The following is a 24,397-nucleotide window of genomic DNA, read 5'->3' as shown; positions in this document are numbered from 1 at the left end:
GTTTGGGAGAGACGGCGATGACAAATCCATTCGACGATCCGGACGGCATTTTCCATGTGTTGGTGAATGATGAGGAACAGCATTCCCTCTGGCCCGATTTCGTGCCCATTCCCGAAGGCTGGCGGTCGGTTTTCGGTCCCGGAAAGCGGCAGGACTGCGTGGACTATGTCAACGAGAACTGGACGGACATCCGCCCGAAAAGCCTTCGAGACGCTGCCGTAAGCTGACATATTTCTCAAACGGTGAAGACCCACCCGGAGCGCCTGTTTTTCGATGAATTTCTTTCGTCTTTTGTATCGTGAAGCGGGCGACAGCAAACGCACCTTCCTGCTGTTGTCCCTGGTGCCCGGGCTGGTCATGGGGCTCATCATCGCCGTCATCAACGCGGTGACAAACTACCAGCAGAACACCGGTCTTCAGTGGCAATATCTCGGCCTTTTCGTGCTGGGCTGCGCGACCGTTCTGTTCACGATGAACCGGGCGCTCAACATGGCGACCGCAATCATCGCCGATTATCTGTGCCGCCTGCGGATCCGGGTGACCGCGCAGGTCCGCAGTCTCAACCTTGCGACCGTAGAAGAAATCGGTCTCAACCGCATTCGGGCGGCAGTGGGTCGTGACCATCAGACAATCGAGGAAACAGCGCCGGCGCTTGTGGGCCTGATCTACTTTGTCATGCAATTGGTCATGTCGGCACTCTATATCTGCTACCTGTCGCCGCTTGCCTTTGCCGTCACACTGGCCTTTCTGGCGGGCGCCGTCTTCTTTTATCGCAAGAGCTACCGCGATGCGGAAGAACTGATGCGCCAGGCAAGCCTGAGCGAGCAGGCCTTTCACAACAGCTTCGAGAACATTCTGAGTGGCTTCAAGGAAGTGAAGCTGAACGCACAGCGCAGTGACGACCTCTTCCACAACTATATCATTCCGCGATCGGAGCAGGTCGAGGATCTTCGGGTGGAATCCGGCAGGTCCTTCAATTACGGCCAGTCGGTCAGCGATGTCTTCTTCTATACGCTCATGGGAACGCTGGTCTTTGCCATTCCGTTCTATGTCTCGGATCTGTCGATCCCGGGCAAGATTGTCACCGTGATTGTCTTTGCCAGCGGCGCAATCACGTCGATCATCCGCATGTTGCCGGTGGTCTCCCGAGCCAATCTGGCCGTGTCCAATATCGAGGAATTGCGAGAACTTCTGGAAAAGCACGGCGAGGCGGCCGTGGAACGCACCGAAGTCCGTCAGGCGAAGCTCTCAAAAGGCATCTCATTGAAGAAGATCGCCTACACTTATCACAGTGAAAACGGCGACCGTCCCTTTTCGGTCGGGCCTTGCGATCTGGACATCGCATCCGGAGAAATGGTCTTCATAGTCGGCGGCAACGGCAGTGGCAAGTCGACCCTCGCGAAGATCCTGACCGGGCTTTATGAACCAAGTGGCGGGCACCTGTCGTGGGACGACAAGGTCGTGAAACCGGAAAACATCGACCGGTACCGAAGCCTGTTCTCCGTCATCTTTTCCGACTTCCACCTGTTCGACCGGCTCTACGGCGTGGATCTGACGGACGAGCAGAAGCTTTATGATCTGCTGGAAGACATGAAGCTGGACGAGAAGGTTCACTACCGGAACAACCGGTTCAGCACGACAAACCTGTCCACTGGCCAGAGAAAGCGACTTGCCATGGTGGTTGCCCTGCTGGAAGACAGGGATGTCTACCTGTTCGACGAATGGGCTGCCGATCAGGACCCGGAATACCGGCGCTGGTTCTATACCGATTTCCTGACGAAGCTGAAGAAAGAAGGCCGCACCGTCATCGCGATCACGCATGACGACCGATACTTCGATGTCGCCGACAAGATCGTCTGGATGGAAGAGGGCAGGATCAGCAAGGTGTCTAGTCCGGCTGATGCCACGGCTTAAGGCGATGGGCGAGGGCAGGCAAACCGGGCGCAACCGGGGGGCACACCCTTCTTCCGAGGCGATCTGACCGGGAAACGATGCCGACGACCAGCTATCCTGGAGAGAACTTGCCGAACGCCAGCGTAAGCATTTTGGAGACGGATAGCTGCGGGGCAGATGATCTTAACGCCGCTTTGCAAACTCTGTCTCAGGAAGAATTGCAGCGGTTCCGGGCATTACATTTTGATCAGGACCGGAAGGATTACGCATGTGCGCACGCCTTGCTGCGGCGAACCTTGAGCGATCTGGAACCTGTCACGGCACCGCGCGACTGGCAGTTTGCGTCCTTGGCTTCCGGCAAGCCTGCCGTTGCAGGCCGACCAGACCTCGACTTCAGTCTGACGCACACACGCGGACTGGTCGCTTGTGCCGCAACGAAGGAAGGCGCTATCGGCATAGACGCGGAAACGGATCAGCGCGCGATTGAGGTGGATCAGTTGATGCGAGACGTGTGTTCACCCGGTGAAAGACGGGACCTTTCGACACGTGAAGGTTCCGACAAAACCTCAAGATTTCTCGATTTCTGGACGCTGAAAGAGGCGTTTCTGAAGGCAGGTGGATTGGGTATTACCGCCGACCTCACCACTGTCAGCTTTAACTTGGTCGGGGACCGCGACATCGCGCTCTCTGCCCCACCAGACCTTGCTCGTCCGAACAGTTCCTTCCAGATCTGCAGGTGTCCAGGTCAGTGGCGTGTCGCGCTGGCGGTCTTTGGCGAAGTTGACGCAAGGGACATTGAAATGAGTCTTTCTGCAAACCGGAGCTTTTGAAAAGCGTCCAAATTTGCTATCTCGCGTCAACTCGACATGATCCAAATGAGATCAAACTCGGACAACGCCCAATGGCAATTGTCCCAACCGGATGATGGATATCCGGTACCAGTTCCGTGCAGTTGAAGAAAAATGCAAAAGTATCAAGAGCATAAATTTTCCATCGCTCCGATGATGGAGTGGACCGATCGTCATTGCCGTGCATTCCATCGGCAACTGACGCGGCGTGCGCTGCTCTACACGGAGATGGTGACGACTGGCGCGGTGATCCATGGCGACCGGGAACATCTCCTGGGCTTTTCCGATATCGAGCATCCGGTTGCCTGCCAGTTGGGCGGATCGGATCCGAAGGACATGGCGGAAGCGGCACGGATCGTTGCCGATTTCGGCTATGACGAGGTCAATATTAATGTCGGCTGCCCGTCGGACAGGGTTCAGTCCGGCCGCTTTGGCGCTTGCCTGATGGAAGAACCGGCCTTGGTGGCCGCGTGCGTCGAGACAATGAAGGCTGCCGTCGATTTTCCCGTGACCGTGAAATGCCGGATCGGTGTGGACGAGCAGGATCCTGAAGTGGCACTTGATGCCATGGCGGATGCCGTATTTGCGTCCGGCGCGGATGCCTTGTGGGTGCATGCGCGCAAGGCCTGGCTCAAAGGGCTCAGCCCCAAGGAAAACCGGGATATTCCGCCGCTCGACTATGAGCGGGTGCTGCGGTTGAAGCAGCGCCTGCCGGACAGGTTCATAGGCCTTAATGGTGGACTGCAGACGCTGGATCAGGCGGAACCGTTTCTGGAAACACTTGATGGACTGATGTTCGGCCGTGCTGCCTATCACACCCCACAGGTCATGGGAGAGGTCGACCGGCGGCTTTATGGCGCGTCAGGGCCGGATATTTCGCCCTGGGACGCGGTCAAGGCACATATGCCTTATCTGGAAGCGCAACTGACAAAGGGCGTGAAGCTGGCGCATATGACACGGCACATGCTGGGCCTGTTCCACGGGCGCCCTGGCGCCCGGTCCTGGCGGCGGATTCTGACGGTGGAAGCGATCAAGCCGGGTGCTGGCCTTGAAGTGGTCGAGAAGGCGCTGGCTGCGGTCAGTCCGGCCGGAGCCGACCTGGCGGCAGCCGAATAGGGCTACAGCGAAGGTCCCAATCCGTTCAGGGCGTCATAATAAGCTTGTCGCCCTCAATCCGCCAACTGCGCAGATGGTCGAGAGCTGTCATGCCGAAGAGGCTGGAATCGAGCGTGCCTTGCCGGCCGACGAAGCCCCGGATGTTGCGCAGCGTGTGATCGCCGATGGTGATTGAGTCGATCTTGACCGGGGCAACGAGCGCGCGCCCGTTGGCGGTTGAAACAGGCACGGAGAAAGTCAGATCTTGTGGACGGTACCCCGCCCGTATCGCGTCCTCGTAGGTCAGGACGACGGCACTGGCGCCTGTATCCAGCAGAAACTCGGCGCGGGCGCCATTGATGCGTCCATCCAGCACAAAGTGCCCGCCGGCGTCCCGGACAATCAAAATGGTCCCATCCGGCTGGGTGACGGCGAGGCCAGGCGCCAGTGCGCCAAGAACCCGGTAGCCGGCCTGAACCAGGTCCGCCTTGTAGACATAACCGACGACGAGCAGAGCACAGAACCCGCCCCAGAAGACCGTTCCGTGCAGGATCTCGCGCGCTTTCGGCTGGCCGAACAGGAAACTGGCCAGAAATACGAAGGCAAGCGCGGACAGGGCCACGACCCGGGGGCCGCTGTCATCGAAATTGACATTGGCCGGGTCGGTCGGGTCACCAAAAAAGGCATAGAATGCGGCACCGGCCATCACCAGAACCAGTATGACGACCATCAGCCCACGGAAGCGCTTCGGGGTGTTCATTCGCGCTCTCCAGCCTGCGGATGGTGCACGGTCCGGTTTGGCAATTCCGCAAGGATCTGGCTGCGCTTGGCGTCCGTGTAACCCGCCCAGGATGCGATTTCGTCCAGGGTGCGCAGGCAACCTGTGCACAGGCCTGATTTGGCGTCGATCTGGCAGATGTTGATGCAGGGTGATTTCATGAAGCGCATATGGCGGCAGATTATGGCGTTGCCAAGACTAGAATGGGCGGAAAGCTGCGAAATAGGGCGGCATCAAAAGCCGCCTGACGCATAGGTGAACGGTGCGGTGATGACCTTGATCGGCAAGGTAACCGCCGCTTGTGCCGTCGTGCCGACAAAGGACCCCAGGTCGTCACCCAGATTGGCACCCCGTTGCTGGTCTGCATTGGAACCAAGCGCAGAACTTCCGAGCGCTTTGCGCAGTTCCGGCCTGAGTTGCGCAAGCTGCGCGAACTTCGAGTGGTTGGTGCTGTCGAGCGATTGAAGCTCGGTCACGTCAATCACCACCGCGCCGAGTTCTGCAAGCTCCAGATCGTCCGAATAGGAGCCGACACGTTCCTTGCCGCCGGCAATGGCGCGCGAAATACGCAGAGCCTTGTCGTCTTGGGAAACGATAACCGTAAAAGGCCGGGGTTGTGGACCAAGCCGTTTCAGTTGGGACTTGAATAGGTCAATGTCGATGTCCGGTGCAGCCATGACGATGTCGTCGACGTGTTGCGCGATCAGCCGGCGGTTCTCCGTCCGTGCCTGGACCGCGGTTTCCATCAACAGCCAATTGCCCATGGAGTGTGCCAGGACAGTTATGTTGTCGGCCTTGGTCTTGGACAGTTCGACCAGGGTTTCTTCAAGTGCGCCGCGCGCAATCGCAGCACTGTTCAGGTCATAGACATAGTCTGTCAGATTGCCACGCGAGGCCCAGGTAAACAGGACAGGTACACCTTTGAACTGACTGTCGTTGACGATCTGGACGAAGCGGTAAAGCCCTTCCGCAAAACGCGTGTTGTAGCCATGAATGAACAGGATGATGTCGCGCTTGCCACGCGGCAGGGCGGCAAGTCGGTCATTGACCGATTTCCGGAAGGCTGCCTTGTCCGCGATATAGCTCGCCTCACGCGCGACGAAGTCGGTCTTGGGGTTCCCGGGTGATTTCTCCGGCCATTCGATCTGACCGGGCTTGTGAGACGGCGGTACGGAAATCGAAGCTTCCGCGTAATTGATCTCCGAAGCACGCTCTCCGCTGAAATAGGTGTCCGGTCGCTCGTCCCGCTTGCGGGTGGTGACAATCAGAATATCGCTCACCCTGGCACCGGCAGCAGGTTCTTCGTTGAGAGCGAGAACGCCAACGTCGGGCCGTCCGGAGCACGCGGACAAGACGGCAAGAACGATCAGCAGGACTGTGGTCCGCAGCCACCATCCCTGGCGTTCAATTGAACTGCCCGATACCAACATGTGAGCCATTCCCGTGTCGCCCAGGCCCTTGCCTGAATATCCGTTTCTCAAGGCACCATAAGCATCCCTGTCAGAAAGCCAAGGCCGCTGAGTTGTTGAACCGCGCCTAAAACATCGCCCGTAGTTCCGCCGATTTTCGATAGGGCAAGCCGACCGGTGGCGTATGCCGCCGAAAAAGCAACAAAAACGGCAAGCAGCAGGGAGGGCAAGGAAAGCAAAAGGAGGGCTGGCAGCAGCAGGGGAAGCGTGACCAAAAACGCCTGGAGCACCGTCGTGCGGGATGGTTTGCCGAAGCGCGCTCCGAGCCCGCCTGGCCTGGCTGACGGCAGATATTGCCACTGCCAGACAAGCAGCATACGGCTGAGAGCCTCACCAGCCAGAAACAGCAGCGCGGCATCTGCCGGATCGAACCTCTGCCACAGCGCTGCAAGCAGCGCGACGCGCAGCAGCACCGAGACCATCATGGCAAGGGCGCCGAAGGCTCCGATCCGGCTGTCCTTCATGATGTCGAGCCGTCTTTCGCGTGTTGGCCCGCCAAAGAAGCCGTCGGCAACATCGCTCAGCCCGTCCTCGTGAAGAGCACCTGTCGTTGCGGCAAGGACGCCGGTCAGGAGGATGGCGACGACCAGAAGCGGCAACTGCGTGAAACCGAGCGCAACACCGACGCCGGCCGCGGGCAGGGCAATGACGGCCCCCGCCAGAGGGGCTGCGCGGGCAATGCGCACAAAGTCGGGTGGTGCCATCGGATTGTCGAGCGCGTTGACCGCTGGCATCGACAGGCGCGAGAAGAATCGTACGCAGGCTGCGGTGTCCGCGGCGAGCTCCGTCAGCCCGCGCAGTGCGGCCTGGTTTCGATCCCATGTTTTCTTGGACCGCGATTTCACCTGTGAATCAGGCCCTTGGTCGGTTTCAGAGCTCATCAGGCCGGTCCCGTGCTTGAGTTTTAGCAGGGCGAAGTTATAGAACAGCGGCAAAGCCAGACCAAGTGGCCGCTTGACGGCCGCGAACAACCGGAACCTGAAAAAACATGTCCCTCTCCGAGACCGCGCTGCCTTTTGACGATATCCGCAATCTGGTGAAGTCCATGCCAGGTCCGGATGAGGACGCCCTTGCGAAAGTGAAAGCGCGCGATGCGGAGCTGACCAAGCCTGCCGGTTCGCTCGGAAAGCTTGAGGAAATAGCCGAGTGGCTGGCGGCATGGTCCGGCAAGGCGCCGCCGAAGATCACACGGCCGATGGTCGGCATCTTCGCGACCGCCCACGGCGTCGCGGACGAAGGCGTGTCTGCCTTTCCGAGTGCGGTCAATCGGCAGATGGTTGAGAACTTTGCGGCAGGTGGGGCTGCGATCAACCAGCTTTGCCGAGCATATGACATCGGCCTGAAGGTTTTTGATCTGGCGGTCGACATGCCGACGCCCAGCATCACGCGGGAAGACGCGATGGACGAGGCCAATTGCGCCGCGACCATGGCTTACGGCATGGAAGCGCTGGCCGGAGGCATTGACCTCATCTGCCTTGGTGAAATGGGGATCGGCAACACCACCGTCGCCGCTGCGGTTATCAACGCGCTTTTCGGCGGCAAGGCCGAGGACTGGATCGGCCGTGGCACCGGCGTCGATGATGAGGGCCTTGCACGCAAGCGTGACGCGGTCGAAAAAGCCGTCGCACGGTTGAACGGCGAGCGGGATCCGCTGGAAATCTTGCGCCGCATCGGTGGCCGCGAGATTGCAGCCATGACCGGCCTCATCATTGCCGCACGCCTGCAGCGCGTTCCGGTGATCGTCGATGGTTTCGTAACGACGGCGGCTGCGGCTGTCGTCTACGCAATGGATCCGGCAGGTCTCGATCACTGCCTGTTCGCTCATGTTTCCGCAGAACAGGCACATGGAAAAGTGCTGGATCACATGGGCAAGGAAGCGCTGCTCGATTTCGGCATGCGGCTCGGAGAGGGCTCGGGCGCCGCGCTGGCGGCCGGCATTGCCAAGGCAGCTGCCGAAATGCATTCCGGCATGGCCACATTCGCCGATGCCGGTGTCTCTGAAAAGGACGACTGACCAACGGGCTGATAGGCGTTGAGCCGTTTGAAACGGCCCGATGCGCAGATGCGGGTTGGTTCAGGCCGATCTTGCCTTGCCTGACGGGAAGCTGTTGTCCTTGTCGTTCGGATCCACCCAGATGACATCCGGCGAATAGTTCATGATCCGCGCCCTTGGCAGGGTCACGATCACCTCTGTGCCTTCTCCCGGCTTGGAATTCAGCGAGAACTTGCCGTCATGCATGGCGATGAGGGCCTGCACGATGGACAGGCCGAGGCCCGTCCCCGGTTCTGCCGTCTTGATGGCATGCGAGCCTTGGCCAAAGGCTTCCAGAACGGTTGGAATTTCGTCTTCCGGAATGCCGGGGCCGGTATCCTTGATCGATACATATTGCCCACCGTCTGAGGTCGGACCGACCTTGATCCAGACTTCGCCATTCACAGGGGTGAATTTCACCGAGTTGGACAGGAGATTGAGCACGACCTGACGCAGGGCGCGCTCGTCCGCCCACACGCGGGGCAGATCCGGCTCGTGCGTGTGGTGCAGGGTGATCCTCTTTGCCTTTGCCCGGACCTTCATCATGGTTCCGCATTCCTCGACGATGTCGTCCAGAAAGATCGGTTCCTCATGCAATTCGTGCCGGCCGGCCTCAATGCGGGACAGGTCCAGAATTTCGTTGATCAGGTTGAGCAGGTGCTGTCCAGAGCCGTGAATGTCTTCGGCATAGGACTGGTAGTTCTTGTTGTGCATCTTGCCGAGCACTTCATCCTTCATGATTTCGGAAAACCCGAGGATGGCGTTGAGCGGGGTGCGCAGTTCATGGCTCATCGTGGCCAGAAAACGGGACTTGGCAAGGTTGGCGGCTTCCGCCCGGCGGCGGGCTTCATCCGACATCGCATTCGCGCTTTCCAGTTCGACGATCAGGTGATCCTTGTCGGCCCGGTACTCCAGCATCGTGTTGGCATTCTTCAAAAGCTGGTTGCCCAGGATCAGGAAAAAGCCTTGCGCCCCGATTGCCATGGCAGCGAGCGTGTAATGGATCGGGGTTACCTGCTGCAGGAAGCTGACGGTGACGATCAGGGTCATGGGCAAGGTGCTGGCCAGCAGGCATTTCGGCAAGGTTGCTGATTGCATCGTATTCATGGCGACGACGATCAGAAGCGTCGCGAAATGAAAGATGACAAACCCGTCGCCGGATTCGCTTGTCTGCGGCAGCAGAAAGAAGCTGGCCCAGCTGCAGCCGTAAATGAAATCGCCAAAAGCGAACCTGCGGCGCCAGTATATTCGGGCCTTCTGGTCCGAAGGCGCCTTCTCATAGGAATGGCTTGTGACCACCATCATGAAGTGGGTGCAGAGCGTGACCGCGAACCACGCGCCGATGAAGAGCGGGTTGATCCACAGGACGGATATGGCCGCTACGATCAAGGCCAGCAGCGGCACCGCATAAGCGGCGTTGATGCGCGTATCGGCAAAGAGATGCTGGCGTTCCAGATCGAAGGTCGTGTACCAGTTGTCGGGCGCGCCGAGGCGGCTGCGCACATCGTTGACAGACCGCGCCATCTCCCGACGGCGCTTGGCGCGCTGTTCGTTGATGGTGACTGTGTCGTCGCCGGTTTCTGACGCAACGGATCCCATTTGCCGCCCAAAGTTTTGATTTTGTTATCGCACTACTGCGTGTTTATTCACCTTGACTCACCATTCCTTAAGATCGTCCTCAAGATCGTGGTAAGTGAACCGTTAACCGGATGTGCCAAGGTGCAACTCATTGTCAGAAAAGACGAATTCAGAAACGCTCGACACACTTGCCGCCAAGGTGCGGGCGTGCCGTATCTGCGTTGAGAAACCGGAAAGGTCGGCGTTGCCGCATGAGCCCAGACCAGTGTTGCAAGTGTCTGGAACAGCAAGGCTTTGCGTGTGTGGGCAGGCGCCCGGAACGCGGGTTCACCAGAGCGGTCGGCCGTTCACCGACCCTTCAGGAGACCGGTTGCGGAGCTGGATGGGCATTGACGAAGAAATTTTCTACGACGCCGGCAAATTGGCGATCGTACCGATGGGATTCTGTTTTCCGGGACTGGACGCCAAAGGCGGAGACCTGCCGCCGCGCCCGGAATGCCGCAAGGCCTGGCATGACCGTTTATTCGCCGCCATGCCACAAATCGAACTGGTACTCGTCATCGGCCAATATGCCCAAGCCTATCATTTGGGCCCCAACCGGCAGAAATCCCTGACGGAGACAGTGTCGAACTGGCGCCAGCATTTCGACAAACGGGAAGCCGGGAAGCCAGCGGTTTTGCCGCTTCCGCACCCATCGTGGCGTAACAATGCGTGGCTTCGGAAAAATCCCTGGTTTGAAACAGATCTGTTGCCGGTTCTAAGGGAAGAGGTGCAGCGCCTCACAGAGACGGCATAAATGCCAAAATTCGAAAATAATTCTCAATTCGGTGAGAATTGACATTTTCATTGAAACTCCGTTACGAGTTTTTATCTTTATTGAAAATGATTTCCCAACTTGGTGCGGTCTGCGCGGTCGGGAAAGTCTGTGGCTCCAGGCCGGATCTTGAACATATGATTGATCGTATCGACCGTCGCATCCTCTCCATTCTCCAGGAAGATTGCACCGTGCCGGTGGCCGAGATCGGCCGCAGGGTCGGTTTGTCGACCACGCCTTGCTGGCGCCGCATCCAGAAGATGGAAGAAGACGGGGTCATCACCGGCCGCGTAGCATTGCTGGACCCGGCGAAGGTCAATGCCAAGGTAACCGCGTTCGTTGCCATCACCACAAGTCAGCATTCCGAAGACTGGCTGAAGAAATTCGCCGATGTCATCCGCGAGTTTCCCGAAGTGGTCGAATTTTACCGGATGGCAGGGCAGGTGGACTATCTGCTGCGTGTCGCCGTGCCGGACATCGAGGCTTATGACGCCTTTTACAAAAAGCTGATTGCCAGGATCGACATCTCTGACGTGTCGACCACCTTTGCCATGGAGCAGATCAAGAACACAACGGCGCTTCCGCTCAGCTATGTGGCAACGGAAAAGCCTAAGCCTGATCGGGACAATTGAACTGGCCGGAGATAAAATCCGTTCCGGCCAGCGAACCCTGCCGGCTCAATCATCGCGCTGACTTCGTCAAGTGTTGGTCTTTGGCCAATAGGTTCCAATGCACCAGATGTTTTCTTCCGGGTCCTGGCAAGTGAATTCCCGGCTGCCATAGTCCCGGTCGGTCAGGCCTTCCAGAATGGTCGCTCCCGCCGCAGTGGCCCGTTCAAAAAGCATGTCGGCGTCCTCCACAGCCAGATAGATGGCTTTGCCACAAGGACTGTCCGGATCGCCGATGATCTTGGCAAAGGCATCGTCTCTGGCCTGGCCGATCATGATCAACGCCGAGCCGAACGCCAGTTCGCCGTGCACCACGGCACCCTGGTCGTCTCTGTAAACCTCGTGTTCGGTGAACCCCAAGGTGTCGCAGAGCCAGGCAATCATCGAATTGGCATTGCCGAACCGGAAAACGGGATAAATTCTGCTTGCTTCGTAAGACATGACTCATCTCCTTTGATGACAAAGGAGATACCTCTTCGCGCTCTGGCTGGATTGAAGTTTTGTTACCTACCACGCACCGGCAGATCCATTGAGGAGCCGTGTACGCCAGGCTTCCGGGGAGCTGCCGGAGAACTCTGCAAAGTCTCGAATGAGATGGGCCTGATCGGCGTAGCCACAATCGATAGCCAGTCCCGCCCAATCGATATCGTGGCTGTTTTGCGCCTGTTTCAGCACCTGGCCGAACCGAATGACACGTGCCGCCATCTTGGGCCGAAGGCCGATATCCTTTCGAAATTTTTCGGCAAGATGTTTTCTGCTCCAACCGATTTCCATCGCCAGAGTTCGGACCGAGGCGCGCCCACCTGTCTGCATGAGCCTGGCGAGGACATGATCGGCGGGCGTCAACTGAGCCGCTTCCTGCCGCATGCGCCGCGTGACGAAGGCAAGGGCATGGTCAAGGCGGGCCTCCCAGCTCGTCATATCCTCAAGCCGCCGGACGAATTCAGAGAGATCGGCTTCGGCAATATCGGCAAATGGCAGCATTCGGTCTGTCAGGAGGTCCATGGGAAATCGGAAAAAGTGCCGTGCCCCGAGGGGCGTGAAATTGATCTGCAGACACTTTGCCCGCCCGTTCGACTGAATATAGGCCGGTGACCTGCTGAGCCCGGCCACAAAGCTCGGAAGCGCATTTTCAGCCGTCGGACGATGGCCGAGTGCGATTTCAAACGGATCGCCGAAACTCAGGATAAGGGGAATGGTCAGGGACGCGGTTTCTACCTGCCGGTTCGTCCGGGGGTGCCGTTCTTCATAGCCCACAATGTCCATAAAAAGGCCACGCAAGCTCGCCGGTGCCGTTCGGCGCCAGAACCCGGCATCTATGCCGGACGGAGCCGACGAGGCTGGTGGAGTGGGGGCTTGCGACGTCGTCATGATCCTTCCTTCAAAGAGGCAGGATAGGATCAACTTCGAACGCGGTCATCCTCATTTACGCAGATTGGGCGGACGGCAGCGGATGACGCGCAAGGAACCGCGCAAATTCTGCTTTGGAGACGGTTTTGCCGGTGAAGATCTCGATGTAATGGGGCATGCGCTGAAGCCTGGGGCCAAGTGGTTCGTTTGGACGGTCCTTGACGATCGAAATATAGCCGATCTGCGTCAGATACATGGTGTTGGCTCTCACGCCAGCAGAGGCGTGTTCATAGCCGAAACGTTCGAACATCGCTGTGAAGGCTTCGATCCGCACCCGGTCGGCTTCTTCCAGCATCGGTGTAAGGCTGGTGTCCGCATGAGCCCAGTTGCGCATGGCAAATTCCAGCCGGGAATCGAACAGCTCCGGCAGCAGCCACAAATCGAACAGGTTCAGCAGCGCTTCGGTAATCGTCTCCGCATAGTCCTCGGTTCGCTTGATCAGATTGCCGGTGTTTTTCGATTGCCATTGGGTGATCAGGGCGTCGAGCAGGTCTTTCCGGTCTGAAAAATGACCGTAGAAACTGGTTCTCGACAGGCCCAGCCTGTCTGCCAGCGGCATCACCTTGACGGCTTCTATGCCGTGTTCGATCAGCGCCTGGTAGGCAGCTTCGATCCAGACCTCGCGTGTGCCGCGCCAACCGGATGTCTTTTCCATCAATGTGTCGCTCATTAGCCTGCGATAACAAAGCGCCTTGCCTCCGGCAATCGAAATAGACACTAATGTCGACAAAACCGACACATGTGTCGCTTTTCAGACTTTCCAAAGGCGTTCGGTGGGACTTAACCTGCTTAAACCTGAGGAAACCGTTGATCCGGTGGAATGCCTGGAGAGGGAAGAGATGTCGAAAGATCCGTTGTTGCAGCCCTATCAGCTCAAGCATCTGACGCTGAAAAACCGGATCATGATCACCTCGCACGAGCCTGCCTATCCTGAAGAAGGCATGCCCAAGGATCGGTATCGGGCCTATCACGAAGTTCGGGCGAAAGCCGGTGTCGCGCTGACGATGACGGCAGGCTCCGCCGCAGTGTCGCGAAACTCACCGCCCGTGTTCAACAACATCCTTGCCTACAAGGACGAGGTGGTGCCGTGGCTCAAGCGGATGACGGACGCCTGTCATGAGCACGGCTGCGCCGTGATGATCCAGCTAACCCATCTTGGCCGCCGTACGCACTGGAACAAGGGAGACTGGTTGCCGGCGGTATCCGCCAGCCACGAACGTGAAGCGGCGCACAGGGCCTTTCCCAAACAGGTGGAAGACTGGGACATCGCTCGCATCATCGCCGACTACGCCGATGCGGCGGAGCGGATGAAGACGGGTGGGATGGACGGCATCGAATTGGAGGCCTACGGGCATCTGATGGACCAGTTCTGGTCACCGGTCACCAACACGCTGGACGGCCCCTACGGAGGTTCCCTCGACAACCGCATGCGGTTTTCGCTTGAGGTAATCGACGCCATTCGAAAAAGGGTCGGTGACGACTTCATCCTGGGGATTCGTTTCACCGCGGATGAAACCCTGGAAGGCGGCATCACCGAAGACGAAGGGCTGGAAATTGCCCGGCGGCTGAAGGCGTCTGGTAAGATCGACTTTCTGAATGTCATCCGCGGACATATCGACACCGACCCGGGGTTGACCGATGTGATTCCTGTACAGGGAATGCGCAATGCACCGCATCTGGATTTCGCCGGGCGCATCAAGAAGGAAATCGGCATGCCGACCTTCCACGCGTCCAAGATCCCCGATGTCGCAACAGCTCGCCATGCCATTGCCGAAGGCCTGTTGGACATGGTGGGCATGACGCGGGCTCATATGGCAGACCCGATGGTCGTCAAGAAGATCACCGAAAAGCGGGAAGGCGACATTCGTCCCTGCGTTGGGGCAACCTATTGCCTCGACCGGATTTATCAGGGCGGCGAAGCGCTTTGCATTCACAACCCGGCAACTGGCCGGGAACTGACCATGCCGCATGAAATCCCGCCCGCTGATGCGAAAAAGAAGGTGGTTGTCGTTGGAGCTGGTCCGGCCGGCATGGAAGCTGCGCGTGTCGCCGGCGAACGCGGTCACGATGTGACCGTCCTCGAAGCAGCTCCGCACGCTGGGGGCCAGATACGGCTCACCGCACAGTCCGAACGCCGGCGGGAGATGATCTCGATCATCGACTGGCGTCTGGAGCAATGCCAGGCAAAAGGAGTAAAGTTCCGCTTCAATACTTTTGCCGAGGCATATGATATCACGGAGGAAAATCCGGACGTCGTCATCGTCGCGACGGGTGGTTTGCCGCACACGGAGGTGCTGAGTGAAGGCAATGACCTCGTCGTGTCGGCCTGGGATATCATCGCAGGCGATGTCAAACCGGGCAAACGCGTTCTCGTTTACGACGATGCTGGCGATCATCCCGCACTTCAGGCTGCCGAAATCATCGCAAAGTCGGGTGCCCACGTGGAGATCATGACGCCGGACAGATCCTTTGCTCCGGATGTGATGGCCATGAACCTGGTGCCGTACATGCGCTCCTTGCAGGACAAGGATGTTCGCTTCACCGTCACCTACCGTTTGAAAGCGGCAAAACGCTCCGGCAACATGATTACAGCGGTTGTCGGAACGGACTATTCAAGTCACACCGAAGAGCGGGAATTCGACCAGATCGTCGTCAATCACGGTACGATTCCGATGGACGAACTCTATTTCGAGCTGAAGCCGCTGTCGAAAAACCTTGGTGCGGTTCAGCAGGAAGCGTTGATTTTCGGCCGTCCGCAACCGCTCGATGCCAACCCGGAAGGCGCTTTCGCGCTTTATCGCATTGGCGACGCTGTTTCGGCACGAAACACTCACGCGGCGATCTACGATGCGTTACGATTGGTCAAGGACATTTGATATGATGCTGCACTGCACGCGGAAAAATTAGGCAACGTCTTACACGGATAAGCAAATGACGCTTTTGCGCTATGGCGGTGGGTAGGAGTGCGCCTAACGTGCCGGGCAAAGAGGGCCGGGCGACTCGGCCAATAAGGATGTGTCACCATGTTCAACGATGCAGAAATTCTGTCACTTTTGATGGGCCGCCGCGCCGGCTATTCTTTGCCTCAGGCCTTCTATACGGATGCCGATGTCTACCAGGCGGATCTGAAAAATATCTGGCAGAAGGAATGGATCTTCGCCGTTGCGTCGGCTGAACTGCCGAAGACCGGCAATTACGTCACACTTCAGATCGGCGATTTTTCCGTCATCATCGTGCGTAGTGCCGACGGCGTCGTCCGCGCTTTCCACAATTCTTGCCGGCACCGCGGTAGCCGTATCTGCGCAGCGTCCAGGGGATCAGCTCCAAAGCTGGTCTGTCCCTATCACCAGTGGACCTACGAACTCGACGGCAAGCTGTTGTGGGCGCGTGAAATGGGGCCGGAATTCAAGCCGGAAAACCACGGCCTGAAGACCGTTCACTGCGTGACCGTATCCGGAATGGTTTTCATCTGCCTTGCAGCGGTTGCTCCCGACACCACGGAACTGCAAAAGCAGGCGGAACGCTATCTTGCTCCGCACGACCTTTCCAACCTCAAGGTCGCGCACCAGTCGACCATCATCGAGCAGGGCAACTGGAAGCTTGTCCTGGAAAACAACCGCGAGTGTTATCACTGCTCCGGGTCGCATCCTTCGCTGTGCCGGACGTTCCCCGACGATCCCAATCTTGTGGGCGGCGACGATTCAACCTCGTCCAATGTCGGCAAGGCCCATGTGGAGCGCTGTGAAAACGCAGGCCTTCCGTCCAGGTATCTGATCTCGCCAAACGAACAATGGCGTTTCGTGCGTATTCCGTTCCTGGGCGATGCGGTCAGCTACACGATGGACGGCAAGGCGGCTGTTTCCAAGAGGATCGGGTCTGTTCCTTTCGACAATGCCGGCTCCTGTCTGTTCTTCCACTATCCCAACACCTGGAACCATTTCCTTTCCGATCAGGTGCTGACATTCCGCGTTTTGCCGATCAGCCCCATGGAAACCGAGGTAACAACCACGTGGCTGGTGCACAAGGATGCCCAGGAAGGGGTCGACTACGATCTCAAACGGCTGACTGAGGTCTGGATCCACACGAATGACGAGGATCGTCAGATCGTCGAGGAAAACCAGATCGGCATCAAGTCGCCGGCTTACGAACCAGGGCCCTATTCGCCGGCTCAGGAAAGCGGCGTCATTCAGTTTGTCGACTGGTATGCGAGAACCCTGGAAAACGGTCTGATGGGCCGTTTCCGTGTCGCGGCGGAGTAGAGCCATGATCCCTATGCCCGGACGCGATACGCCGGTCTGGTCCGACAATGAAGTTCTGGAATGCGTCAGCGTTTTGCCCGAAGCGCCGGGGGTGAAAACGTTCACCTTCCGCCCGCCGTCCGGCGCAACCTTCGTCTATCGAGCCGGTCAGTTCATCACGCTGGATCTGCCGGTGCCTGGCGGAAATATTCAGCGCACCTACACGATTTCCTCGTCGCCCGTGACGAATGCCTACATATCTGTGACGGTAAAGGTTCAGAAAGACAGCATCGGCACGAAGTGGATGCTGGAAAACCTCAGGCCCGGCATGCGTATCAAGGCCTATGGACCGGCCGGTCTGTTCCATTTGCCGCGCAATCCGGACAGCAAATATCTGTTCATTTCCGCCGGTTCCGGTGTCACGCCCATGATGTCCATGGCGACAACACTGTTCGAGCGCGGTGAGGATCCGGATATCTGCTTTATCCAGTGCGCAAGGCGGCCCGTGGATCTCATCTTCCGCAAGCGGCTTGAATATATGGCGAGCCGCGTCAACGGCCTTCAATTGCATTTCGTGGTCACCGACACCGAACCTTATGAGGTCTGGACCGGATATCGCGGACACTTCAACCAGCTGATGCTGGGCCTGATGTGCAACGATTATCTGGAACGCGAGGTCTATTGCTGCGGTCCGGAAGGCTTCATGGAATCCGTGCGCGAGATCCTGAATTCGCTCGGCTTCAACATGGAAAACTATTTCCAGGAAAGCTTTCAGGCTCCAGCCGAAACCAAGGCGGAACTCACCGAATTCGACGATGTCGTGCCACAGGACGATGTGCAGGCGCAGATTGTCTTTGCAGGGTCCGAAGTGTCGGCCTGGTGTTCGCAAACCGACACTGTGCTGGCGGTTGCCAAGGACGCAGGGCTCAATATTCCCTCCGGCTGCACATTTGGTGTCTGCGGCACATGTAAGGTGAAGAAGCTCTCCGGGGATGTGCACATGGTCCATTCCGGGGGCATCAGCGACGAGGATATCGAGGCCGGATTCATCCTGGCGTGTTGCTCGAATCCGATCGGCACGATCGAGGTCGACATCTGAGGCGTCGATAGCCTAGGAAATATTCAAAATTTGCGATGTATCAATGGCGCGGGCATGAAGAGCGGAGTATTCTGGCCTTCATGCTCGGGAGGACGTCGCATGTTTGACAATTTCAGGAAACCGCTTCACATCGCAATCGCCTTCGCTGGTATCGCAGCTTGCAGCACGTTGGGCGCAAGCGCACAGAACATGCCGGAAGGCGTAACCGCCTATCAGGTTTCGGCAGCCTTCGATGACGTGCGTTTCGATCTTGAAAACGCCATCGTCAACCACGGTCTCGTCATCGATTATGTGTCGCATATCGGCGATATGCTGGATCGCACGTCCGAAGATGTCGGCGGCAAGAAGCAGATATTCGTCAATGCCCAGTCCATGCTGTTCTGTTCGGCCAACCTGTCCCGCAAGGTGATGGAAGCCGATGCTGCCAATATCGCCTATTGCCCTTATTCGGTTTTCGTTTTCGAGACACCCGACCAGCCCGGTACGGTAACGGTCGGATACCGTCACCTGGGCGAGACAGGCTCGGACGCCTCCAAGGCGGCGATCGGCGAAGTGAATGCCTTGCTGGATGCCATAGCAAAGGAAGCGACTGGCCAGTAGAGTGTGCAGCTTTGCTCTCTCCTGCGGCAAATGGCTAGACATCCTGCGCCTTGTTCAGGCGGCTCAGCACCTTCTCGGACGAAAGCTCACGCACGGCCGCGTTGCCGACCTTGCGTGCCGTCCGGTTGTTGGAAACCGCCAGATCTTCGGCAACCGCAAGCGCGGCGCTGTGCAAAGGCAATGAGCGCTTGCCGATCTGACGCAGCGCCCAGTGCACCGCTTTCCAGACGAAATTCCTCTGGTCTGTGGCCGCGGTCCGGATCAGGGGCAGATAGCTCAGAAATTCGCTGTCAGGAGCCGTCTTGGCGTGAACGGCGCGCCAGGCAATCAGGGCAAAGGCAGCTCGGCGGACAAATTCTCTCTCGTCGGCGGCAAGAGCCGGGACCAGTTCGTTCGACCCCGCCCGGCGGGCGAGCACGTTCGTGAGCTGATCGCACAGATCCCAGGAGCCAATGTCGTTCAGCCACTCAAGGGCAAGTTCCGGTGCGAGGTGCCTGGGCGGTGTCAGAAGAATGGCAAGCAGGCGAGCCTCGTGAAAACCGCTGTCCCAAAGTTCCCTGGCTAGGTCCGGGCTCGCGCCAATCGACCGGGCCAAAGGGCGCAGCACCGAAAGTGGGACGCCGAAGGCTCGGTCGGTTTCAATGCCGAACCGCGCCATTCCGGCACGGTTCGCTTCGGTTCCCGCGTCACGCAGATCGTTCAATACGCTTTCAAGCGTGAAGGTCATTTCCGGAGAGCGGGGCATGAAAAATACGCCCGGCTATGACTTGTCGGCGTTTTCCAGACGAGCGATCAGGCTGGACGTATCCCAACGCTTGCCACCCATGGCCTGAACTTCGGCGTAAAACTGATCGACCAATGCCGTGACGGGCAGGCGCGCACCGGTTTCATTGGCGGTCTTCAGGCAGATGCCGAGATCCTTGCGCATCCAGTCGACCGCAAAGCCGTAGTCGAACTTGCCGTCGTTCATGGTCTCCCAACGGTTTTCCATCTGCCAGGACTGGGCAGCACCGCCCTTGATTGCGGAGATAACCTTGGCAACGTCTAGATCCGCTTTCTTGGCAAAGTGAATGGCTTCGGAAAGGCCCTGCACCAGCCCGGCAATGCAGATCTGGTTGACCATCTTGGTCAGTTGACCCGCGCCGCTTTCGCCCATCAGGCCGGCGAACTTGGCAAAACATTCGATGATCGGTTTGGCCTTGTCGAAAGCGTCCTGGTCGCCGCCGCACATCACGGTCAGAACGCCGTTTTCAGCGCCTGCCTGGCCACCGGAAACCGGCGCATCGATGAAGCCGCAGCCCTTTTCCCTCGCCGCCGCATAAAGCTCGCGGGCAACTTCGGCAGAGGCGGTGGTGTTGTCGATGAAGATTGCGCCTTCCTTCAAGCCGTGAAAGGCGCCATCCGCACCGGTCGTGACGGAGCGAAGGTCGTCGTCATTGCCGACGCAGGCAAAAACGAATTCGCAACCTTCAGCCGCTTCCTTGGGGGTCTTGGCGAAGTTCCCGCCAAACTCGGAGGCCCATTTTTCGGCCTTCGCGGAGGTCCGGTTATAGACTGTAACGTCGTGGCCGCCCTTGATTTTCAGGTGTCCCGCCATCGGATACCCCATGACGCCCAGACCTATGAATGCAACCTTTGCCATGACGACGCTCCCTTCGCATGCGAAGGCCCGGTACAAGCCGGGCCTTCAACTGAACTGGTTCATCATGGTTTTAGGCTATTTGCCGCGTGCTGTCAGCTTAGATCCAGTAGGGGGCGCGCTGCCAGAGCCGGAAATGGCGATCCCGCTTTTTCGACTGAGCGTCCAGGTGTTGCTGGGTACGCGTGTCAGGGCGGGTGTTGCTGGTAAAGCGGGTTGCTTCCAGAAAGCTACGTGCGTAAATACCAAACATGTGCTTACATCCTCTCGCTGTGTGTGTGAGGAGAATGTGGCTGGTAATGGCGAAAGATGCCAGTCAGGAAGATTTTTGAAATGTAAGGAAATATTACATATGGATTGGCGCTCACTTCCTTCCCTCAACAGCCTTCGAACCTTTACTGCCGTTGCCGAAACCTGCAGCCTGTCGGCCGCCGGACGAGAGTTGAACGTCACGCACGCGGCTGTCAGCCAGCAGGTCAAGGCTCTCGAGCAGTTTCTGGGGTTGAAGCTGATTGTTCGTGAGGGTAGGGGAATTGCGCTGACGCCCGAAGGCAAGCAACTGTTCGAAGGGTTGAGCGAAGGCTTCGAGATCATCCACGAGACGGTCGATGAACTGACGCGTGAAGACCTTGTTCGCCCGCTCAACATCACCATGACACCGTCCTTTGCCATAAGCTGGCTGATGCCGAGGATCAGCGACTTCCGGCATAAGCATCCGGATGTCGAGCTGATGCTTAATCCGACGGCTGAAGTGGTTGAACTCAAGCCTGGTGGCGTTGATCTTGCCATCCGCTTCGGCAAGGGCGATTGGACAGGACTTGAATCGGAACTTTTCATTCCGACGAACTTTGCGGTCATCGGTGCAAGTTGCCTGATCGGCGATAAAAAGATTGAAAGTCCCGAAGACCTTCTGGAGTTTCCGTGGCTTCAGGAATACGGCACCAATGAATTGGCCATCTGGATGGAGCGCCAGGGTGTCGTGCCCAAGGGCAAGCTGAACATCACCCATTTGCCTGGCTACATGGTGCTGGAAGGGCTGCGGCGGGGCCATGGCATTTCAGCCACCGCGAAAACCTTCGTCGAACCGGAAATCGAGGCCGGCAACCTCAGGGTTCTTTTTGAAGATGGCGTCTATCCCGGAACCGGGTACCATCTGGTGACCCGTCCGGGTGTCGATCGTCCGCCTCTAAAGGCCTTCATGAGCTGGCTGCGCAGCATGCGGGCCGAGCAGCTTGTGGACTAGGGCAGATCAAGTCGCAGCGAGGGCCTGATCCATGTCCGCAATCAGATCGTCGCAATTCTCGATGCCTATGGACAGGCGCAACAGGTTTTCCGGAATCCCGGAACCTTCGCCTTCTATAGTGTAGCGGTGTTCGACGAGACTTTCCGTGCCGCCAAGGGAGGTTGCCCGCTGGAACAGGGCGAGTGCACCTGTGACCTTCAGCGCTTCACTCTTGCCGCCCTTGACCAGAATGGACATCAATGAGCCGAAGCCGCCTGTCATCTGGCTCTTTGCAAGCTCATGGTGCGGGTGGCTTTCGACGCCGGGATAAAGCACCGCTTCCACGTTCGGGTGCTTCTCGAAATGCTCCGCAAATGCCTGCGCCGTGCTGTTCATCCGCTCAACGCGCAGCCCAAGCGTTCTCATGCCCCGCAGCAAGAGCCAGGTTTCGAAAGACCCGAGAACGGCGCCTGCCAGTTTGCGCTCTTCGGTCAGAAACGCCCAGGCTTCGCTACCGGCGTCATTGGTCGTCACGACACCGCCCAAGAGGTCGGAATGACCATTGAGCGCCTTGGTGGCTGAATGCATCACGAGATCGGCGCCGAGTGACAGCGGCTTGAGGATCAGCGGGGTCGCCGCCGTGGCATCGACGGCGAGCACGGCGTCCACCTCTTTGCACTGGCTGGCAATGCTCTTGATATCGGCGACTTTCAGGAACGGGTTGCTGGGAACTTCCAGCCACACCAGATCCGGTCGTGTCACGGCCAGTTCGTCCTGAAACGCCTGAAGATCACTGGCATCGGCTTCCACCAGCGCGATCTTGTTGCGCGCGCAGAGTTTGCGCAGAAACAGGGTGGTGCCCCAGTAGATGCCTGACTGAACAAGCAGCGTGCCTCCCGGCTTGACGAGGCGGGCGACAGCCGCGACCGCGGCCATGCCGGAAGCGAACAGACGGCTGTCCTCGCCACCTTCAAGAGCGGCAATCAGCTTTTCGGTCTTCTTGTAAAGCGCATTGTCGTCACGGCTGTAGATATGACCCGGATTGATCAGCTCATAGTTTTCGTCACGCACGAACGTGGTTGCCGTCTGGATTGGCGGCACGACAGCACCCGTTGCCGCATCAAAACCGCCGCCTCCATGGGCAAGCAGGCTGTCGAGGTGAAGACCATGGGCGATGGAGGGCGTTTTCGGCATGGGGGAGCTCCGTGATTGGGTGCCCTTCCGGGTTATCGCGCGCGCTAAGAATAATCAAATGAAAACAAGCAGTTTGAAAAAAGCGGATGCGGGCCCGACTAGCCGCGGGAAATGGGAAGATGCAGCCGAAATTTGGGCCGAGCTCGAAAAGCCCGGCCCAAACTGAATGAGGGTGTATATCAGGCTCAGCGGATCAGGTGACGCGTCAGGCGCGTTTCAATTCTGTCCCAGAGCCGGCGCAGCATCTCCACCAGGAACAGGTAGATAACAGCTGCCCAGATGTAGGCCTGGAAATCGTATGATCTCGAGTAGGCCCGTCTCGTTTCTCCAAAGAGGTCGAACACGGTCACGATGGCCGCGATGGCAGACCCCTTCAGCATGAGGATGATCTCATTGCCATACGGGCGCAGGGCCACAATCAGCGCCTGAGGCAGGATGACCTTGAAGAAGGTAATCTTCTTGTTGATGCCAAGGGCCGCTGCGCCTTCCCATTGGCCTCTCGACACGTTCTGGATGGCACCGCGAAGGATCTCTGCCTGGTAAGCAGAGGTGTTCAGCGAAAACGCAAAGATCACGCAGAACCAGGCTTCCCTGAAGAAGCCCCAAAGGCCTATTGCCTCCAGCTGCGGCTGGAATGTTCCCGCGCCGTAGTAGACAAGGAACGTCTGCGCCAGCAGCGGTGTGCCGCGGAAGAAATAGACGTAGCAATAGGCGGGCTTTGATATGAGCCACCATTTCGAGGCTCTGGCAGCCGCGATAGGGACACTCAATAGAGCGCCAATCAGCAGGGACAGGCCGACGATTTGAAGGGTAACGACGAACCCGCTGAGATACTCGGGCCAATACTTGAGGACGAACGGGCTGGCGATGTTTATCGCCAGATAATAAAGCAGCCATGCACCCGAGACTATCCAGAGCGCCATCAGGACATGGCCGAGGATCCGTGTCTTTGTCCAGCGACGAGGTGGCGCGGGCGGGCGCTTCAGACCGGTGGCGGGGTTGGCAGAGATCATCATCGCGTTGCCTCTCCCCGTTTGCTCCAGCGCTCGATGCGCACAAGGCCGGTGGACGAAATCATCGCCAGGACGAGGTAGATCAGACAGGCGACACCAAAGAACATGAATGGTTCCTTGGTCACGCGCGCCGCGATCCCGGACTGTCGCATCACGTCAGACAAACCGACCACGGAAACAAGGGACGTGTCCTTCAGCAGGACGAGCCAGCTATTTCCAAGAGCCGGAAGCGCCAGGCGGATCAACTGCGGCAGGACCACAAGCCGAAGTGTTTTGCCCCTGGAAAGACCAAGCGCATATCCGCCTTCGTATTGTCCCTGCGGGATGCCGCGAAAAGCAGACAGAAATGCTTCGGAAGCGTAGGAAGAAAAGACGAAGGAAAGGGCGATGACACCGGCGACGAACGAATTGACTTCGAAATAAAAGTCGAAGCCGGCCATCTTCAGCAAAACTTGTACCGCGATCTGCAGGCCGAAATAGACCAGGAACAAGGTCAGAAGTTCCGGCAAGCCGCGAAAGAGGGTGGTGTAGATATTGGCCGCCAGTCGCAGACTGGGTTCCGATGACTTTTTCGCAAGCGCAATCAGAAATCCCAGAAACAAGCCGAACGGCAAGGTTACGATCGCCAGGCAAACGGTCACGACCACGCCCCAGGCAATCTCGTCTCCCCAGCCCTCTGGTCCGAAGGAGAGTAGCGTCAAAGCTTCGTCCATAAGCCGGCGCTTCTTTCTGTTTGTTGTTGTTATTCCGACCGCCCCTACGGCCGTACTGCGGGATTTTTCCCTGCAGGCGGTGCGGCACTCGGGG

Annotated in this window: 26 protein-coding genes; 12 read left to right on the top strand and 14 right to left on the bottom strand. The window is 58.2% G+C overall.

Features of this window, described 5'->3' with window-relative positions; all coding sequences use genetic code 11:
* Window positions 1-17 precede the first annotated feature (17 nt).
* From V1T76_RS09510 to dusA, 4 genes are all read left to right on the top strand, one after another.
* The gene (locus tag V1T76_RS09510; RefSeq protein ID WP_330560430.1) at window positions 18-227 is read left to right on the top strand and encodes an MbtH family protein; all 210 of its coding nucleotides are present in this window, start codon (window positions 18-20) and stop codon (window positions 225-227) included.
* 46 nt (window positions 228-273) lie between these two features.
* Window positions 274-1,914 carry a cyclic peptide export ABC transporter gene (locus tag V1T76_RS09505; protein ID WP_330560429.1) on the top strand — a complete coding sequence of 547 codons (1,641 nt, stop codon included), beginning with the start codon at window positions 274-276 and terminating at the stop codon, window positions 1,912-1,914.
* A 275-nt stretch (window positions 1,915-2,189) separates the two neighbouring features.
* Entirely contained in the window at window positions 2,190-2,723 is a 534-nt protein-coding gene (locus V1T76_RS09500; protein ID WP_330560428.1) for a 4'-phosphopantetheinyl transferase family protein, read from the top strand.
* Between the two features lie 132 nt (window positions 2,724-2,855).
* Window positions 2,856-3,857 carry a tRNA dihydrouridine(20/20a) synthase DusA gene (dusA, locus tag V1T76_RS09495; protein ID WP_330560427.1) on the top strand — a complete coding sequence of 334 codons (1,002 nt, stop codon included), beginning with the start codon at window positions 2,856-2,858 and terminating at the stop codon, window positions 3,855-3,857.
* 25 nt (window positions 3,858-3,882) lie between these two features.
* On the opposite strand, the gene V1T76_RS09490 is transcribed toward dusA, so the two are convergent.
* The 4 genes from V1T76_RS09490 to V1T76_RS09475 all read right to left on the bottom strand — a co-directional run bounded on the left by V1T76_RS09490 (window position 3,883) and on the right by V1T76_RS09475 (window position 6,964).
* Window positions 3,883-4,596: a retropepsin-like aspartic protease family protein gene (locus tag V1T76_RS09490; RefSeq protein ID WP_330560426.1), complete on the bottom strand. Its 714-nt coding sequence runs from the start codon at window positions 4,594-4,596 to the stop codon at window positions 3,883-3,885.
* The gene (locus V1T76_RS09485; RefSeq protein WP_330560425.1) at window positions 4,593-4,775 is read right to left on the bottom strand and encodes a DUF1289 domain-containing protein; all 183 of its coding nucleotides are present in this window, start codon (window positions 4,773-4,775) and stop codon (window positions 4,593-4,595) included. Before V1T76_RS09485 ends, V1T76_RS09490 begins: the two co-directional genes overlap by 4 nt.
* A gap of 72 nt (window positions 4,776-4,847) precedes the next feature.
* Entirely contained in the window at window positions 4,848-6,053 is a 1,206-nt protein-coding gene (locus tag V1T76_RS09480; RefSeq protein ID WP_330560424.1) for an alpha/beta hydrolase, read from the bottom strand.
* 38 nt (window positions 6,054-6,091) lie between these two features.
* The gene (locus V1T76_RS09475) at window positions 6,092-6,964 is read right to left on the bottom strand and encodes an adenosylcobinamide-GDP ribazoletransferase (RefSeq protein ID WP_330560423.1); all 873 of its coding nucleotides are present in this window, start codon (window positions 6,962-6,964) and stop codon (window positions 6,092-6,094) included.
* A gap of 107 nt (window positions 6,965-7,071) precedes the next feature.
* Between V1T76_RS09475 and cobT the strand changes: the two genes are divergently transcribed.
* On the top strand, window positions 7,072-8,097 hold the full coding sequence (gene cobT / locus V1T76_RS09470; protein ID WP_330560422.1) for a nicotinate-nucleotide--dimethylbenzimidazole phosphoribosyltransferase: 1,026 nt from the start codon (window positions 7,072-7,074) through the stop codon (window positions 8,095-8,097).
* 60 nt (window positions 8,098-8,157) lie between these two features.
* Here cobT and V1T76_RS09465 read toward each other — a convergent pair whose 3' ends face one another.
* Entirely contained in the window at window positions 8,158-9,714 is a 1,557-nt protein-coding gene (locus tag V1T76_RS09465) for a sensor histidine kinase (RefSeq protein ID WP_330560421.1), read from the bottom strand.
* Between the two features lie 130 nt (window positions 9,715-9,844).
* Here V1T76_RS09465 and V1T76_RS09460 point away from each other — a divergent pair, with 130 nt between their 5' ends.
* Entirely contained in the window at window positions 9,845-10,489 is a 645-nt protein-coding gene (locus tag V1T76_RS09460) for a uracil-DNA glycosylase family protein (protein ID WP_330560420.1), read from the top strand.
* Window positions 10,490-10,647: 158 nt separating this feature from the next.
* On the top strand, window positions 10,648-11,139 hold the full coding sequence (locus tag V1T76_RS09455) for an Lrp/AsnC family transcriptional regulator (protein WP_208983979.1): 492 nt from the start codon (window positions 10,648-10,650) through the stop codon (window positions 11,137-11,139).
* 66 nt (window positions 11,140-11,205) lie between these two features.
* Here V1T76_RS09455 and V1T76_RS09450 read toward each other — a convergent pair whose 3' ends face one another.
* From V1T76_RS09450 to V1T76_RS09440, 3 genes are all read right to left on the bottom strand, one after another.
* Window positions 11,206-11,616, bottom strand: a complete 411-nt coding sequence (locus V1T76_RS09450) for a VOC family protein (RefSeq protein WP_330560419.1) — start codon at window positions 11,614-11,616, stop codon at window positions 11,206-11,208.
* A 66-nt stretch (window positions 11,617-11,682) separates the two neighbouring features.
* A complete protein-coding gene (locus V1T76_RS09445; RefSeq protein WP_330560418.1) occupies window positions 11,683-12,546 on the bottom strand; it encodes a helix-turn-helix domain-containing protein in 864 nt (287 codons plus the stop codon).
* Window positions 12,547-12,601: 55 nt separating this feature from the next.
* On the bottom strand, window positions 12,602-13,255 hold the full coding sequence (locus V1T76_RS09440) for a TetR/AcrR family transcriptional regulator (protein ID WP_330560417.1): 654 nt from the start codon (window positions 13,253-13,255) through the stop codon (window positions 12,602-12,604).
* A 169-nt stretch (window positions 13,256-13,424) separates the two neighbouring features.
* Between V1T76_RS09440 and V1T76_RS09435 the strand changes: the two genes are divergently transcribed.
* The 4 genes from V1T76_RS09435 to V1T76_RS09420 all read left to right on the top strand — a co-directional run bounded on the left by V1T76_RS09435 (window position 13,425) and on the right by V1T76_RS09420 (window position 18,522).
* On the top strand, window positions 13,425-15,461 hold the full coding sequence (locus tag V1T76_RS09435) for an NADH:flavin oxidoreductase (protein WP_330560416.1): 2,037 nt from the start codon (window positions 13,425-13,427) through the stop codon (window positions 15,459-15,461).
* Between the two features lie 147 nt (window positions 15,462-15,608).
* Window positions 15,609-16,844, top strand: a complete 1,236-nt coding sequence (locus V1T76_RS09430) for an aromatic ring-hydroxylating oxygenase subunit alpha (RefSeq protein WP_330560415.1) — start codon at window positions 15,609-15,611, stop codon at window positions 16,842-16,844.
* A 4-nt stretch (window positions 16,845-16,848) separates the two neighbouring features.
* The gene (locus V1T76_RS09425; RefSeq protein ID WP_330560414.1) at window positions 16,849-17,922 is read left to right on the top strand and encodes a hybrid-cluster NAD(P)-dependent oxidoreductase; all 1,074 of its coding nucleotides are present in this window, start codon (window positions 16,849-16,851) and stop codon (window positions 17,920-17,922) included.
* Window positions 17,923-18,021: 99 nt separating this feature from the next.
* The gene (locus tag V1T76_RS09420) at window positions 18,022-18,522 is read left to right on the top strand and encodes a DUF302 domain-containing protein (RefSeq protein WP_330560413.1); all 501 of its coding nucleotides are present in this window, start codon (window positions 18,022-18,024) and stop codon (window positions 18,520-18,522) included.
* Between the two features lie 34 nt (window positions 18,523-18,556).
* Here V1T76_RS09420 and V1T76_RS09415 read toward each other — a convergent pair whose 3' ends face one another.
* The 3 genes from V1T76_RS09415 to V1T76_RS09405 all read right to left on the bottom strand — a co-directional run bounded on the left by V1T76_RS09415 (window position 18,557) and on the right by V1T76_RS09405 (window position 20,414).
* Window positions 18,557-19,267 carry a DNA alkylation repair protein gene (locus V1T76_RS09415; RefSeq protein ID WP_330560412.1) on the bottom strand — a complete coding sequence of 237 codons (711 nt, stop codon included), beginning with the start codon at window positions 19,265-19,267 and terminating at the stop codon, window positions 18,557-18,559.
* A gap of 15 nt (window positions 19,268-19,282) precedes the next feature.
* Entirely contained in the window at window positions 19,283-20,164 is an 882-nt protein-coding gene (locus V1T76_RS09410; protein ID WP_330560411.1) for an NAD(P)-dependent oxidoreductase, read from the bottom strand.
* Between the two features lie 97 nt (window positions 20,165-20,261).
* The gene (locus V1T76_RS09405) at window positions 20,262-20,414 is read right to left on the bottom strand and encodes a hypothetical protein (protein WP_330560410.1); all 153 of its coding nucleotides are present in this window, start codon (window positions 20,412-20,414) and stop codon (window positions 20,262-20,264) included.
* A gap of 99 nt (window positions 20,415-20,513) precedes the next feature.
* Here V1T76_RS09405 and V1T76_RS09400 point away from each other — a divergent pair, with 99 nt between their 5' ends.
* A complete protein-coding gene (locus V1T76_RS09400) occupies window positions 20,514-21,404 on the top strand; it encodes a LysR substrate-binding domain-containing protein (RefSeq protein ID WP_330560409.1) in 891 nt (296 codons plus the stop codon).
* 6 nt (window positions 21,405-21,410) lie between these two features.
* Here V1T76_RS09400 and V1T76_RS09395 read toward each other — a convergent pair whose 3' ends face one another.
* The 3 genes from V1T76_RS09395 to V1T76_RS09385 all read right to left on the bottom strand — a co-directional run bounded on the left by V1T76_RS09395 (window position 21,411) and on the right by V1T76_RS09385 (window position 24,303).
* Window positions 21,411-22,577 carry a trans-sulfuration enzyme family protein gene (locus V1T76_RS09395; RefSeq protein ID WP_330560408.1) on the bottom strand — a complete coding sequence of 389 codons (1,167 nt, stop codon included), beginning with the start codon at window positions 22,575-22,577 and terminating at the stop codon, window positions 21,411-21,413.
* A 185-nt stretch (window positions 22,578-22,762) separates the two neighbouring features.
* Window positions 22,763-23,590 (bottom strand): ABC transporter permease, encoded by an 828-nt coding sequence (locus tag V1T76_RS09390; RefSeq protein ID WP_330560809.1) that lies wholly within the window; start codon window positions 23,588-23,590, stop codon window positions 22,763-22,765.
* The gene (locus V1T76_RS09385) at window positions 23,590-24,303 is read right to left on the bottom strand and encodes an ABC transporter permease (protein WP_330560407.1); all 714 of its coding nucleotides are present in this window, start codon (window positions 24,301-24,303) and stop codon (window positions 23,590-23,592) included. Before V1T76_RS09385 ends, V1T76_RS09390 begins: the two co-directional genes overlap by 1 nt.
* Between the last annotated feature and the right edge of the window lie 94 nt (window positions 24,304-24,397).

Source organism: Roseibium sp. FZY0029 (assembly GCF_036350355.1).
Taxonomy (GTDB): Bacteria; Pseudomonadota; Alphaproteobacteria; order Rhizobiales; family Stappiaceae; genus Roseibium.
The sequence above is the reverse complement of the archived record's forward strand: the minus strand, read 5'-3'. Positions and strand labels throughout refer to the sequence as shown.